General features: G+C 45.7%; 13 protein-coding genes. 9 read left to right on the forward strand and 4 right to left on the reverse strand.

Features of this window, described 5'->3' with window-relative positions; translation table 11 throughout:
- Positions 1–9: 9 nt before the first annotated feature.
- Positions 10–774, forward strand: coding sequence for a 3-deoxy-manno-octulosonate cytidylyltransferase (gene kdsB / locus ACW6QF_RS04890; RefSeq protein WP_298546962.1), 765 nt, complete (start codon positions 10–12; stop codon positions 772–774).
- Here the strand turns inward: kdsB and ACW6QF_RS04895 are convergent.
- The 3 genes from ACW6QF_RS04895 to ACW6QF_RS04905 form a co-directional block, all read right to left on the reverse strand.
- On the reverse strand, positions 749–1,576 hold the full coding sequence (locus ACW6QF_RS04895; RefSeq protein ID WP_456087011.1) for a DUF6057 family protein: 828 nt from the start codon (positions 1,574–1,576) through the stop codon (positions 749–751). The two genes, kdsB and ACW6QF_RS04895, sit on opposite strands and share 26 nt — an antisense overlap.
- A gap of 266 nt (positions 1,577–1,842) precedes the next feature.
- Positions 1,843–3,750: a membrane protein insertase YidC gene (yidC, locus tag ACW6QF_RS04900; RefSeq protein WP_456087012.1), complete on the reverse strand. Its 1,908-nt coding sequence runs from the start codon at positions 3,748–3,750 to the stop codon at positions 1,843–1,845.
- A gap of 9 nt (positions 3,751–3,759) precedes the next feature.
- Positions 3,760–5,367 carry a CTP synthase gene (locus ACW6QF_RS04905; RefSeq protein ID WP_298546968.1) on the reverse strand — a complete coding sequence of 536 codons (1,608 nt, stop codon included), beginning with the start codon at positions 5,365–5,367 and terminating at the stop codon, positions 3,760–3,762.
- Positions 5,368–5,671: 304 nt separating this feature from the next.
- On the opposite strand from ACW6QF_RS04905, the gene ACW6QF_RS04910 reads away from it, so the two are divergent.
- Positions 5,672–6,190 (forward strand): HdeD family acid-resistance protein, encoded by a 519-nt coding sequence (locus tag ACW6QF_RS04910; RefSeq protein WP_298546970.1) that lies wholly within the window; start codon positions 5,672–5,674, stop codon positions 6,188–6,190.
- A gap of 23 nt (positions 6,191–6,213) precedes the next feature.
- Here the strand turns inward: ACW6QF_RS04910 and ACW6QF_RS04915 are convergent, their stop codons facing one another.
- Positions 6,214–7,122 carry a helix-turn-helix domain-containing protein gene (locus ACW6QF_RS04915; RefSeq protein ID WP_456087013.1) on the reverse strand — a complete coding sequence of 303 codons (909 nt, stop codon included), beginning with the start codon at positions 7,120–7,122 and terminating at the stop codon, positions 6,214–6,216.
- A gap of 220 nt (positions 7,123–7,342) precedes the next feature.
- Between ACW6QF_RS04915 and ACW6QF_RS04920 the strand changes: the two genes are divergently transcribed.
- From ACW6QF_RS04920 to ACW6QF_RS04950, 7 genes are all read left to right on the forward strand, one after another.
- Positions 7,343–7,954 (forward strand): TetR/AcrR family transcriptional regulator, encoded by a 612-nt coding sequence (locus ACW6QF_RS04920; protein WP_456087014.1) that lies wholly within the window; start codon positions 7,343–7,345, stop codon positions 7,952–7,954.
- A gap of 67 nt (positions 7,955–8,021) precedes the next feature.
- Entirely contained in the window at positions 8,022–9,377 is a 1,356-nt protein-coding gene (locus ACW6QF_RS04925; RefSeq protein ID WP_374044510.1) for a TolC family protein, read from the forward strand.
- A gap of 37 nt (positions 9,378–9,414) precedes the next feature.
- Complete coding sequence (locus ACW6QF_RS04930; RefSeq protein ID WP_298546978.1) at positions 9,415–10,440, forward strand: efflux RND transporter periplasmic adaptor subunit; 1,026 nt, start codon at positions 9,415–9,417, stop codon at positions 10,438–10,440.
- A 12-nt stretch (positions 10,441–10,452) separates the two neighbouring features.
- On the forward strand, positions 10,453–13,581 hold the full coding sequence (locus tag ACW6QF_RS04935) for an efflux RND transporter permease subunit (protein ID WP_456087015.1): 3,129 nt from the start codon (positions 10,453–10,455) through the stop codon (positions 13,579–13,581).
- Positions 13,582–13,604: 23 nt separating this feature from the next.
- The gene (locus ACW6QF_RS04940; protein ID WP_298546982.1) at positions 13,605–13,898 is read left to right on the forward strand and encodes a PG0541 family transporter-associated protein; all 294 of its coding nucleotides are present in this window, start codon (positions 13,605–13,607) and stop codon (positions 13,896–13,898) included.
- Positions 13,899–13,905: 7 nt separating this feature from the next.
- The gene (locus ACW6QF_RS04945; protein ID WP_456087016.1) at positions 13,906–14,607 is read left to right on the forward strand and encodes a response regulator transcription factor; all 702 of its coding nucleotides are present in this window, start codon (positions 13,906–13,908) and stop codon (positions 14,605–14,607) included.
- Complete coding sequence (locus ACW6QF_RS04950) at positions 14,597–15,358, forward strand: DUF1295 domain-containing protein (RefSeq protein ID WP_298546986.1); 762 nt, start codon at positions 14,597–14,599, stop codon at positions 15,356–15,358. The genes ACW6QF_RS04945 and ACW6QF_RS04950 overlap by 11 nt, the downstream gene beginning before the upstream one ends.
- Positions 15,359–15,377: the final 19 nt, after the last annotated feature.

The following is a 15,377-nucleotide window of genomic DNA, read 5'->3' on the forward strand; positions in this document are numbered from 1 at the left end:
TTCAAAGACATGAAGTTTATAGGAATAATCCCCGCGCGTTATGCCTCTACCCGCTTCCCAGGGAAGCCACTTGCCGATATGGCAGGCAAACCGATGATCCAACGGGTTTACGAGCAAGTCCAAAATGTGCTTGATGCCGTCTGCGTAGCTACGGACGACAGCCGTATAGAAGCGGCAGTCCGGGCTTTCGGCGGCAATGTCGTCATGACCTCCGACCAACACAAAAGCGGTACGGACCGTTGCTATGAAGCATATTGTAAAATAGGAGACGGATATGACGTGGTTGTCAACATACAAGGTGACGAACCTTTCATCCAACCGGAACAGATCGAAATACTAAAAGCATGTTTCATCGATGGCAACACCCAAATCGCCACCCTGGTAAAACCATTTCGACCGGATGACGATTTCGAAACGACCTTATTCAACCCCAATTCACCGAAAGTTGTCTTGAACAAGAATAACGAAGCCTTGTATTTCAGCCGCTCAATCATTCCATACATGAGAGGCAGGAAATATACCGAATGGTTGCCGAACCATACCTATTATAAGCATATCGGACTATATGCTTACCGTGCCGACACACTAAAAGAGATCACCCGTTTACCTCAGTCTCCTCTGGAGCTGGCTGAAAGCCTGGAACAACTGCGCTGGCTGGAAAACGGCTACAAGATTAAAGTCGGAATTACCCGGCAGGAAACAATCGGCATCGACACGCCGGAGGATATGGAAAAAGCATTGGCTTTCCTTAGAAATCAGCAATCAGGAAAATAAAAGATCCCAACAATGCCGACAATATACCAACCATAACAATAACAGATAAGGCGCTAATCGGCATATCCCGGAACTTTTTTATCTGCAAAAACAGAAGACTGAAGCAAAACAGAAGAGGCGGAAAAAAAGAGGGCATACCGTGATGCGGATATAAATAAGCCTGCTCTTGTGTCAGCGAATAAAAATGTCCCAGCCAAATCGGCATAAAAATGCCTGTCACTAAGAGCAGACTCCAATACAGCCAGCGCTTGGGCTCTTTCCCTGTCTCATAAAAAAGGACTAACAGCACAAAGAAATTAAGCCGGTTACCCGCAAGAAAATAGATCACAGGCAATGCCAACAATCCCGCCAATATGCTCAACCATTTATTATTGATGTAAGTATATCCTAAAAAGAGGAGAAGAGAAACGACCGTTGCCAAAATAGAAGGCAACAGATAAGTCGGATAGCAATAACCGCCCCATTCCAACATAATCGGAAGAAAAGCATACAACGATGCCATCTCGCCAACATCAAAACGTTTCAAGACCAAAGTCAGAAGCCACCATTCCAAAATTAAAATCAAAGTGATCAAGAATGGAGCGCCGGATGATCCGCCAAAAGACATCAGCACATTTCCACTGTAACAAACCAACCATGCCGGTTTAGCCAGATAAGAGGCAAAAGCCCCCAACATGAATAGACCATCAGTCTGTTCTTTCAGAAAAAAAGCAACCGGACATACAAATTTGAAAAAAGCAAAGCAGGCCACGCCGAATATAACGACAGCAATACTTTGCAAAAGAACTTCTTTCTTTGCCATACGTGAATAATTTATACCCTATAACAATCTAAACACTTCACAATGAAATGATCTATATATAAGTTCTCATCATCAATTGATTCGTCAACTCGCCGCTTACTTTAGATAAGTGCAAATGTACAAACATTCTGTAATAAATAATCCCGTAAATCTGTTTTTTTAAATCCAAGACGGCTAAAATCAAAATTTGCACAAAAAAACAGGCAAGGAAGTTAAACTTGTTCCTTGCCTATTATATTTATGCCGAACTTCTTCGAAAAGCAATATTATCTGTTCTTTCTCTGTTGTTTCTGCTTTTCCAATTGAGCTTGTTGGGCTTTCTGGGCTTCTTCCAGCCGCTTCATAAAGCCTGACTTCTTCATCGGCTTCTTTTTATTTTCTTCCAACTTGGCCAACAGTTTATCTTCGTTAATCGTATAACGGAAGATGACAGTCTGCAAGATCGTGATCAAAGTGGAGATGAAGTAATAGTAAGTCAGACCGGATGCATACTGGTTAAAGAAAACCAACATCATCAGCGGCATCATGTACATCATCGCCTTCATGCCCGGCATCTGCTGCTGCCCGGTGTTGGTCTGCTCCATATTGAACTTCGTGTATATGATGTTCGTTACGGTCATCAACAGACAGAACAAACTGATATGGTTGCCGAAGTACGGTGTAATAATAGGAATATATGTATTCCAGCTTACAATCGCATCATAAGTAGACAAATCGTGTGCCCAAAGGAAACTCTGGTGACGCAATTCGATTGCCGACGGGAAGAACATGAACAGGGCGACCAGGATCGGCATCTGCAACAACATCGGAACACATCCCGACATCGGGCTCGCTCCGGCACGGCTATACAGTTCCATTGTAGCACGCTGACGCTCTACAGCCTTATCCTGTCCCGGATATTTAGCATTGAGCTCTTCCACCTGCGGACGCAATACACGCATCTTGGCCGATGACATATAAGACTTGTACGTCAACGGGAACAGGATCAATTTTACGATAACCGTCAGCAGGAAGATCAACAAACCGTAGCTATGGATAAACTGCCCAAGGAAGTTAAACAACGGAATGACGAAATACTGGTTCACCCAACGGAAAATACCCCATCCCAGCGGTACGATCTTTTCCAGATCCAGTTGGTCAGCCTTTTCCACATTATCGTCAAATGACTTTAACAGTGAAAACTGGTTCGGACCGAAATAAAAACGCAGATCGGTCGACTCGTTTCCTTTCAAATCAAAAGGAACAGAGGTCGTTGTTTTATATTCCTTCAGGAAAGGGCCACCTTCGGGCAACATCTTCGAATCGATAGTCGTCGACTCGAATCCTTCGTTTCCGGCGATCAGGATAGAAGAAAAATACATATCTTTATAAGCGACCCATTTCAACCGGTTAGACAATTGCTTACTATCGTTCTTGGTTTCGCTCAGGTATTCCACGTCGTCAGCCATAAATTTATAATACACCGTTGCATAGCGGTCTTCAAACTTACGCCCTTTTTCTTGCTGGGTTATTTTTTGCTGCCACAACAGGTCCAATGCGGTCGTACCCGGCGACAGTACACCATTCAAACCGGTTCCCTTAATAGAGAACTGCAACATATAATCGTCAGGTTTCAAGGAATACATAAAATCCAGATGGCTGCCTTCGCCTGTATTCAGACGCATGGTGATACTGTTCGGGTCATTCCCTTTTACAGGAGTAAAATACAAATCGCCGGTATTGACCACACGATTATCAGCCGTTACCAAAGTAAAATCGAACTTCGAATCCTTCTCATCAAAAAGCACCAGAGGTTCGCCTTTATAATTATCGTACTTTTTCAGGCGGACATATCCGATACGTCCTCCCTTATTATCCAAACGGACTTCAATCAGCTCGTTTTCCAAAACAGTGGAACCATCCTCTCCTACCATTGCATCAGCAAAAACGCCAAACGTGTTTTGTAAACGGGCAAGCCGTAGGGAATCGGGCAAGCCGGCCAGTTCTTCGTCCGCTTTAGCTTCCTTATTCAATTCTTTCTGCTGTTCCAGCTGCTTTGCATATTCTATCTGGGCGATCGAATCCTGCATCCGGCGCTGTGCTTCCATCTGCTCCGGCGTAGGTTTGTTCAACCACGTAAATACAATTAAGACAACTCCAATAAGCAGGAAACCTATTATCGTGTTTTTATCCATCTATAATTCTTATTTTTTATTTTCAACTGCAGCTTTCACAAAGCTAACGAAAAGCGGGTTAGGATTAACCACCGTACTGTTATATTCCGGATGGAACTGAACCCCCACAAACCATTTCAAGGCTGGGATCTCAACGACTTCAACCAAGTTCGATTCCGGATTTTCGCCGACGCACATCATACCGGCGGCTTCAAACTTATCGCGATATTCGCTGTTGAATTCAAAACGATGACGATGACGTTCCTGGATATGCGTCTGTCCGTATGCTTCATAAGCCTTGGAGCCTTTCTTCAACACACAGTCGTATGCACCCAGGCGCATAGAGCCACCCATATTGGTCACGTTTTTCTGCTCTTCCATCAGGTCGATCACCTTATACGGAGTATTGGGTTCCATTTCGGTCGAGTTCGCTTCCGTCAGTCCCATTACGTCGCGGGCAAATTCGATCACCATGCACTGCATGCCCAAACAGATCCCCAGGCAAGGAACATCGTTTTCACGAGCATACTTCAATGCGGCAAACTTTCCTTCAATACCACGTTGCCCGAATCCCGGAGCAATCAAGATTCCGTCCATATCCTTCAATAATTCGGCAGCATTGCCGTCATTCAGTTTTTCGGAATGGAACAAATGCAAATCGAGCTTACGATCATTATAAATAGCTGCCTGCAACAGAGATTCGTCGATCGACTTATAAGCGTCCTGCAGCTCAACATATTTACCGACCAAGCCGATCTTTACAGTTTCGGTAGCGTCTACCTTACGTTGTAAGAACTGATGCCAAGGCTTCATCTCCGGTGTCGGTCCGACTTCCAGTCCGACTTTACGCAGGATCACTTCGTCCATTTTCTGACGCTGCAATACCAACGGTACTTCGTAGATCGTCGGAACGTCGATCGACTGTATAACCGCATCCTGTGCAACATTACAGAAAAGAGCGACTTTACTTAAAATATTGGCACTCAACTCATGTTCGGTGCGCAACACCAGGACATCCGGCTGGATACCCAACTCTTGCAGCTGTTTTACGGAATGCTGTGTCGGTTTGGTTTTGTATTCTTTTGCAGCCGCGATATAAGGCACATAGGTAAGATGTACGCATATACAATTCTTTCCCAGTTCCCATTTCAGCTGACGTACGCTTTCGATAAACGGAAGAGATTCGATATCGCCTACCGTACCGCCGATCTCAGTGATCACGAAATCAAATTTGTATTTATTTCCCAGCAATTTCACATTGCGCTTGATCTCGTCCGTGATATGAGGCACCACCTGGACAGTCTTTCCCAGGTAATCCCCTTTACGTTCTTTGCTGATAACGCTCTGATAGATGCGTCCTGTAGTGATGTTATTTGCGCGGGTTGTCTGAACATTCAGGAAACGTTCGTAGTGTCCGAGGTCCAAATCCGCTTCATGTCCGTCTACGGTAACATAGCATTCCCCATGTTCATACGGGTTCAATGTACCCGGATCGATATTAATATAGGGGTCAAATTTCTGAATGGTAACCTTGTAACCTCTTGCCTGAAGTAGTTTACCCAATGATGCGGCAATAATTCCCTTACCTAAAGAAGAGACCACGCCGCCCGTAACGAAGATGTACTTTGTATCTGCCACGATAGTAATATTTTAATTATCTTTTAATTGCACACTCGCATTTCAAAATTGCAAAGTTACATATTTTCATCCATATGGCAAGGGGTAAGAATATATTTGACGGAGCGACCGCATCAAAAGATTGTTTATACGCCTAATGTTTCTTATCGCCGTCGATTACAGAATAGTAGGGCAACCGAGATAGAATAACAGGGAAAGAAAATAGGTTAAGAGAGGCATTGCGTCCTTTTTTCTTTCTTTTTCAATAGAAAATAGCGTATCTTCGTTGTTACATAAGAAATGACATTCTAAAATAGAAGAAAGCATGAAAGGTTTAAATGGTTCAGTCCTGCGTTGCATATTCGCAATCGTGCTGGGACTTGTATTGGTTCTTTGGCCGGAAGCGGCTGTAACTTATCTGGTGATAACGATCGGGATCTGTTTCATCATACCCGGATTATTCTCGCTCTTGAATTACTTCACCCGCGAGAAAGTGGAAGGCGAGCCGAGTCCGATGTTTCCGATCGACGGGGCGGGCAGCATCCTGTTCGGGGCATGGCTGGTGATCATGCCGCAATTTTTCGTCAGTATATTAATGTATATTTTAGGGGCTTTGCTGGTTCTTGCCGGAGCACAACAATTGATATCACTGGTTTCCGCCCGCAAATGGCGCACGGTTCCATACGGATTTTACATCCTGCCGTCCCTCATCCTGATAACAGGGGTCATGATCCTTGCCTACCCGTTCGGAGCGGCAGCCAACACATTCGTGATTTTCGGGGTCGCTTGCCTGGTCTACGGCATATCCGAATTGATCAACTGGTATAAGTTCAGTAAAAGATAAGAGAAACCGGAGTACCGCCCGTTTCAGGACTTACGGTACTCCATCGGGGAAATCCCCATGTGTTTCTTAAAGAATTTCCCGAAAGTCGACTGGTCGGAAAAGTGAAGTATATCCGCCACTTGCTGGACAGTTGCCTGCGGGGCTTTCAAGAGGATTTTCGCCTCGACGATCAAAGCATCGTCTATCCACTTATTTGCGGACTTGCCCGTCAGTTCCTTCAAGATCAACGACAGATATTGCGGCGTGATAAACAACTTTTCGGCATAAAAAGTAACCACATGCTGCTCCTTGCAATGTTCAAACAACAATTGCAGGAACTGTTCGAACAGTTCTTCCTTACGGGAAAGGGTCGGCCGGATCAAACGGTCTTTCTTGCCCAACAATATATTTCCCAGTTCCAACAGGAAGCCTATAAAGGCATTCTGCACCAGTTCCTTCTGATAAAAATGAGTACGCTCCCTCATTTTCTCCCGTATGACCTGCATACAACCGGCCAGTTTTACCGCTTCTTCCGTTTCCAGTTCCGTACAAGGATTCTTGCGGACCTCCATATAGTTCGCAATCGCCTGAGTCCTGTTACCTCCACCCGGATTACAATCGTTCAGAAACTCCTTGGCCGCAATCAGCAAGCGGCCTTTAAAATCTTTACTGATCTTGTCAAGCTGGAGCGCATGCGTAGGCATGATCGTTATAAAACTATTCGGCTTGACAGTGTAAGAAACATAATCCAGATGAATTTCAAGCGTTCCTTCGAAAGTCAACACCATTAAAAGCGCATTCAACCGCATCGGAGCAAAACGTTCGGGCGAGTCGGGATCTCCGATATCCATACTACCGTCCAGATCTGCAATCGAAAAAATATCCTGAAAACTATCACGGAAAATAATGCTTTTATTCAGCTCCGCCAATTCTATTAAAGGAAGTTTTTCCATCTTTACCTATTTACTAATCGTGTACTTGCAAAGGTAAACATTTTTTCAATAAACAGAAAGATGTTTCATTTTTTACCAATGAATAACGGTTTTTTAGGAATAAGGAAGGTTTCATTTATTCGTTTTCGACTAATTCCGTAACAGAATAAACCTTTTTAGTTTTCCAAATTAGACAGATCTTTGCAACGTCAGATGGTATAAAAAGTAATCATTAAAATCGATGATCATAAAAGAACAAACAATGTTAACGGCATTCGACTTATTTTCTGAGCACGGGATTAAGAACGTCAGTATGGATGATATCGCTCATAACGCGAGTATATCCAAACGGACCCTTTACGAGCTTTTTGAGGATAAGGAAACGCTGCTGACAGAATGTATCAACCTGAGTTACAACCAAATGAAGCTATCCATGAAGCGACTTGAATCCGAGCCGATAACAGCACTCGAAATCGCGTTGCTTTTCTATGAAGAGCTCATGAAAAGGCCTCGTTGGTTTAACCCGAAATTCTATGATGATCTGAAACGCTATCCGAAAGCATTACAGAAAATGGAAGAAGAGAAATCCCGTTTTCTGAAAAAATGCATAAAACTACTGTCCCGAGGAGTAAAGGAAGGTGTTTTTCAACCGAATATCAACTTCGAGATTGTAGCTTTGCTGGCCAAAGAGCAGGCGAAGATGGTCCGTCCGCCCAAAGCCCTCTCCAAACATTCCGTAGCTGAAGTGTTCAATACGATTCTTTACACTTTCCTTCGGGGAATCTCTACAGAAAAAGGTATTGCCATTTTAGACCGGTATTTATTGAAATATATACAGAAGCAATTAGATTGAACGAACGATTTTATTAAAAAATCAAATTTACTTATTTTAAATGAGACAAATCTTAATTACAAAAAAGATGATGTGGGTAGTGATGATGTTACTGCCCTCCCTGGCCTTCTCCTCCGCTAAAGCCCAGGACACGCTGATCCTCGACATCGGGAAAGCCCTGGAGATTGCGCTAAGCGAAAACCCCACTGTAAAAGTGGCCAATAAGGAAATCCAGAAGAAAAAATATGCACAGAAAGGTTCCTATGCCGCTCTATTTCCCCAAGTAAGTTTTGCAGCCGACTACAACCGGACCTTGAAAAAACAGGTGATGTATATGGACGGTTTCGACATGGGGAGTTCCGAAATACCCGGTATGGAAGACATGCCGAGTATGGATGAAGGGATCGAAGTGGGGCGTGATAATAACTGGAGCCTCGGCTTCAACGCCTCGATGCCGATTGTCAATGCCGCTCTTTGGAAAAGCCTGAGTATCTCGGCTGTAGATGTGGAACTGGCTATCGAGCAGGCGCGTTCCTCTAAAATCGCGATGGTCAACCAAGTGAAGAAAGGGTATTACGGCGTGCTTCTTGCCAACGATTCATATCGCGTATTCAAGGAAAGCTATGACAACGCAATGGAAAATTACCTGGATATCAAGCGTAAGTTCGAACAGGGAACCGTTGCCGAATACGACCTGATACGCGCCGATGTTACCGTCAAGAACAGCGAACCCAATATGTTGCAAGCCGAAAACGCATTGGTCCTTGCCAAATGGCAACTGAAAGCATTGTTGGGCATGGATCTGGACCTGAATATCGAATGTAAAGGACAATTGACCGATTTTGAAAAGGATCTTTTCGGCGATTTCCTTTCGACAGACACGACGCTGGCCGACAATACAGACCTGAAACAGATGGATTTACAGGCAAAGCAGCTGGAAAAGACTCTGACCATGCAAAAATTCGATTATTTGCCGACACTGTCGCTTACCGGTTTGTATCAATGGACAGCCATGAACAACAACTTCAAGTTCAAGGACTATATGTGGAATCCCTACTCGATGGTCGGCGTCTCGCTTTCCATCCCCATCTTCTCCGGCGGCAGTAAGTTCTATAAGATCAAACAGACAAGAAATTCGATCGAACAGTTGAGCCTGCAAAGAGAGGATACGCAACGGAACCTGCAACTGGCGATCAAGCAATATATAGATAACATGAATACCTGCGTCAAGCGGTTCGACGCTTCACAGAAAGGAGTGGAACAAGCCGAACGGGGGTATATGATCTCACAGAAACGCTATGACACAGGTGCCGGGACTCTGCTCGAAATGAACGATTCGGAATTGGCGCTGACACAAGCCAAACTGAATTTCAACCAGGCGATTTACGATTATATGGTAGCGAAGGCCGACCTGGAAAAGGTGTTAGGCCAGCAAGAGTTTTAAAGAACAGAAAATAGACATAGAATAAAAATATCACAAAATGGAAACAAATAGAAAACAACACTTCATATCACTCCTCATTTTACCTTTATTGCTGTCCTGTTCGTCAGAAAAGAAAGATCCGGCACAAACGGAGACCGCCAGCAATAAAGCCATTGTGAGAGTAGAAACCGTTTCAGCACAAGACGTAGAGCAGATCAGTGAATTTACAGCGACGGTCGAAGCCAACATTTCCAACAACATCGCCCCGCAAACCCCGGTGCGTATAGAGAAGTTGTTCGCGGAAGTCGGCGATCACGTAAAAGCAGGTCAACTCCTGGTCAAGATGGATGAGACAAACCTCAAACAGACCAAAATACAATTGGACAACCAGGAACTGGAGTTCAAACGCATCGATGAACTGTACAAAGTAGGCGGCGCCTCCAAATCAGCCTGGGATGCACAGAAAACGCAGTTGGACGTAAGCCGTGCGGCCTACAAGAATTTACAGGAAAACACACAGTTGCTGAGTCCGATCACCGGCATCGTAACCGCCCGCAATTATGATAGCGGCGATATGTATAGCGGAGGCTCGCCGATCTTCACCGTAGAACAGGTCCGTCCGGTCAAACTGCTGGTAAACGTATCCGAAAGCCTCTTCACGAAAGTAAAAAAGGGAAAAGATGTCGACATCCGGTTGGATGTGTACGGAGACGAAGTATTCAAAGGGAAAGTCAGCCTGGTTTACCCGACCATCGACCCGAATACACGCACATTCCCCGTCGAGATCAAAATCGACAATAGCGACGAACGCGTCCGCCCCGGAATGTTTGCCCGCGTGACGATCGGTTTCGGCACGCAAAACCATGTGGTTGCCCCGGACCTCGCGATCGTAAAACAGTCCGGTGCAGGCGATCGATATATATATGTATATAAAGACGGTAAAGTTTCCTACGAAAAAGTAGAACTGGGACGTCGTATGGGAAACAAATATGAAGTCATTTCGGGTGTGAACAATGGCGACCAGGTCGTAGTATCCGGTCAAAGCCGCCTGAACAACGGAATGGAAGTAGAAATCGAAAAGTAAGAGACAAACACTATGAGTTTATATGCAACAGCAGTAAAAAAGCCGGTTACGACAGCCCTTGTCTTTGTGGCGATCGTGATCTTCGGTCTTTTTTCATTAACAAGATTATCTGTGGACTTGCTGCCGGAGATCGAGACAAACACGATCATGGTTATGACCTCCTATGCCGGCGCCAGCGCTGCGGATATCGAAATGAACGTCTCCAAACCATTGGAGAACGTGCTGAACAGTGTCAGCGACCTAAAGCACATCACGTCACAATCGCGTGAAAACATCTCGATCATCACACTCGAATTCGACTATGGCACGGATATCGACGTGGCGACCAATGACGTGCGCGACAAACTGGACGTTGCCGAGCCGATGCTGCCGGATGATGTGGACAATCCCATTATCTTCAAATTCGGAACGAACGATATTCCGATCATCATCCTGTCGGTTACGGCGGAAGAGAGCACGAACGCCTTGTACAAGATTTTGGACGATAAGGTATCGAACCCGCTTGCACGTATCAGCGGTGTGGGAGCGGTTTCTATTTCCGGCACGCCGACACGCGAAATACAGGTCTATTGCGATCCGTACAAACTGGAAGCATACGGCGTTTCGATCGAAGGAATATCCGCTATCATCGCACAGGAGAACCGGAACACTCCGGGAGGCAGCGTGGATATCGGTTCCAATGCCTATGCGCTCCGCGTACAAGGTGAATTTACGGATGCACACCAGATGGACAATCTTGTGATCGGTCATAAGGACAATAAGACTATCTACCTGCGTGATGTCGCCCGTATCGAAGACAGCATCGAGGAACGCGCCCAGGAGACTTACAATAACGGCAAGAAAGGCGGGATGATCGTTATCCAGAAGCAATCGGGAGCCAACTCGGTGAATATCGCCAAGAAAGTTCACCAGAAACTGCCGGAAATCCAGGAAAGCCTTCCTTCGGATGTCAAGTTAGGAGTAATCCTGGATACCTCCACCAACATTCTGAATACGATCGACAGCCTGAAAGAGACCATCTTCATCACCTTCGTTATCGTTATGCTGGTGGTGTTCGTGTTCCTCGGACGATGGAGAGCGACGTTTATCATTATACTGACCATTCCGATCTCGTTGATAGCCTCGTTCGCTTATTTGCTTGCATCCGGTAACACACTGAATATTATCTCGCTGAGTTCACTCTCCATTGCTATCGGTATGGTTGTGGATGATGCGATCGTAGTGTTGGAAAACATTACAACCCATATCGAAAGAGGCAGTGCGCCGAAACAGGCAGCCGTGCATGCGACAAACGAAGTGGCTATTTCCGTAATCGCCTCGACCCTGACCATGCTGGCCGTGTTCCTGCCTCTGACAATGGTAACGGGTATGGCAGGCATTCTGTTCAAACAGTTGGGGTGGATCGTCAGTATCATCATGATCGTTTCGACGGTCGGAGCTTTGACACTGACTCCGATGTTGAGTTCGCAACTACTCAAGCAGAATCCTAAAAAAGGCCGCTTGTACACCTTGTTCTTCACACCGATCGAAAAGGCATTGGATGCGCTGGACCGTGGCTATTCCCGTTTCCTCTACTGGGCGGTACGTCACCGGAAAACGGTCATATTCGGAGCGACTCTGATCTTTGCGGGAAGTATGTTATTGGTTCCGACCATCAAGACAGAATTCTTCCCGACCCAGGATAATGCGCAGATCAGCGTCCACATCGAATTGCCGGTCGGAACCCGCCAGGATATCACCCGTAAACTGGCATTGGAAATCGACGAACTTTTCCGGCAGAAATATCCGGAAATAAAGACCAGCAACTTCACCGAAGGACAGGCCGACTCCGATAATACTTGGGCTCAATTGAGCAATAACGGGACACATATTATCGACTATTACATCAATATGCTGAGCGTCGGCGATCGTGAACGCGGCATGGTTGAAATCTGCGAAGAGATGCGTAAGGACCTGGCTAAATATCCGGAGATCAAGACCTTCAAGGTTATCGAAGGCGGGCAGGAAGAAGGCATGGGCGGACAGAATGCGGTCGACATCGAGATCTATGGCTTCGACTTCGGCCGGACCGATGCCGTAGCGGCCGAACTGGCCGAAAGGATGCGTAAGGTGAAAGGTTGTTCACAGGTCAACATCAGCCGCGAGGACTACATACCCGAATACCAAGTTGATTTCGACCGGGAAAAGCTGGCGATCAACGGATTGAATATCACAACGGCTGCTATGGCTTTGCGCAATCGCATCAACGGCTCTACCGCTTCCAAATACCGTGAAGACGGTGACGAGTATGATATAAAAGTACGCTACGCTCCCGAATTCCGCCAGTCGGTTGAAGATATCGAAAATATCCTGGTCTATAACAGTTCCGGTCAAGGCATCCGTATCCGCGACCTGGGTAAAGTAGTAGAACGGATGACCCCTCCGACCATTGAACGTAAAGACCGCGAACGTGTCATTACCGTATCGGCGGTAGTCGGAAAAGGAGCCGCCATGAGCGATATCGTAACAGCCGCCCGGAACCAGCTGAAGGAAATGGATATACCTTCGGATGTCAGCTGGCAGTTAGGAGGAACGTACGAAGACCAGATGGACACCTTCTTCGACCTGACAATCCTGATGATCCTGATCATCATTTTGGTATTTATCGTAATGGCCGCTCAGTTCGAATCGCTGACAGACCCGTTCGTAATCATGTTCTCCATCCCCTTCGCCTTCACCGGTATAATCCTGGGGCTGGCAGTGACGCAGACTCCATTGGGCGTCATGGCACTGATCGGTCTGATTATGTTGATGGGTATCGTTGTCAAAAACGGTATCGTGCTGATCGACTACACGATCCTCTGCCGGGAAAGAGGAATGGGAATCCTGACCGCAGTAGTGACTGCCGGAAAATCCCGTCTCCGCCCGGTATTGATGACCACCCTGACCACCGTATTGGGTATGATCCCGATGGCAGTCGGAACAGGCGAAGGCTCTGAAATGTGGCGTTCGATGGGTATGACGGTAGCATGGGGACTTTCGGTATCAACGTTGATCACCCTGGTAATCGTACCGGTCGTTTACAGTGTGTTTGCCGGAAACGGAGTCCGGCGCAGACGCCGCAAGATGGCAAGAAATAGCATATCTTCTAAAAAAGAATAAATAATAATTAGGAATAAGTTAATATGAAAGCTATATTTGTATCATTTAATCAAGCATATTACGAAATGATCCTGAATGCGATGGACCGGAACAACATCCGGGGCTTCACATACTGGGATGAAGTACAGGGACGTGGAAGCAAGACCGGCGAGCCGCATTATGGGAGTCACGCCTGGCCGACACTGAACTCGGCAATCCTGGCAATGGTCGATGACGATAAAGTCGACCATTTCCTGGAGATACTTCATCAGATGGATCAGAAGACAGAAGCGCAAGGATTACGCGCTTTTGTCTGGAACATCGAAAAAACAATTTAATAACATAATGAACGATTTTTTTAACATTCTCATTTTCAGCAAAGACTATAATCATGGAGCGATCATCCAGGACTATATAAAAGCTATCGGATACAGTTCACAAGTATTCGACAAGGAAGAGGAGGCATATAAAAGTTTCCTTTCCAACCATTTCACATTCTGTATTATCGACCACGATATGGACGCGAAAGAAACACGGACATTGGCAGCCATGATCAAAAGTTCAGAGAACATCATTCCTGTCATTTTCCTATGTGAACATCCGACCAGAGAAGAGATAGCATTGCTGTTTTCATTCCATGCGGACGATGTGATACGCAAACCTCTCGACGCTGACATCTTACAGGCCCGGATCAAGGCGATACAAAGTCGTTACCAGCCTCTAAACAAGAAAGAGGTCAGGACCTATTTTTTCGGAAAATTCAAATTCGACGTGCACAAACAGCTCTTGTCCATAGAAGACAAAACGACCAAGCTGACGACCAAAGAAGCCGATTTGCTTACGTTGTTGTGCCAACATGCAAACGAAATTGTAGACAGGATGTACACCCTGAAAGTCATATGGAGAAGCGATAACTACTTCAGTGCCCGAAGCATGGATGTTTATATCACCAAATTGCGCAAATTATTGCGAGATGATTCGACCATCAGAATCATAAACATTCACGGGAAAGGTTATAAATTATCAACACGCGAAGATGACAATTGAACATTTCACCTTATTTCTAATCGTAATGGCAGCGATCGCCGCCATTGTCTTCATAGCCCTTTACTTCGTTGAAGCCGGTTATGGTATGTTGTTCGATAAAAAATGGGGATTTCCGATACCGAACAAGATCGCTTGGGTTTGTATGGAAGCGCCGGTTTTTATCGTCATGTTTTTGTTATGGAACGGATCGGAACGACAGTTCGAGACAGTACCGCTCCTGATATTTCTGTTCTTCGAACTGCACTATTTCCAACGGTCTTTTATTTTTCCTTTGCTGATAAAAGGCAAAAGTAAAATGCCGGCAGGCATCATGCTTATGGGAATCACCTTCAATCTACTGAACGGTTATATGCAGGGAGAATGGATTTTCCACCTGGCGCCGCAGGATATGTACACGGAAAGCTGGTTGTACAGCCCTCAATTTATCATCGGGACGATCTTGTTTTTCTCCGGTATGGCAATCAATATCCAGTCGGACCATATTGTCCGCCATCTGAGAAAGCCTGGCGACACGAACCATTATCTGCCTCAAAAAGGCCTGTTCAAATATGTGACATCGGCCAACTACTTCGGGGAGATCGTGGAATGGTGCGGGTTTGCAATCCTGACCTGGAGCGCAAGCGGAGCTGTTTTCGCGTGGTGGACATTTGCAAACCTCGTACCTCGCGCAAACACCATCTACCATAAATACAAAGCGATGTTTGGCAACGAGCTGGGAAACCGGAAACGGGTGATCCCTTTTATATATTGAATGACTAACTCATATAGAT

The organism is Parabacteroides sp. (assembly GCF_977054455.1).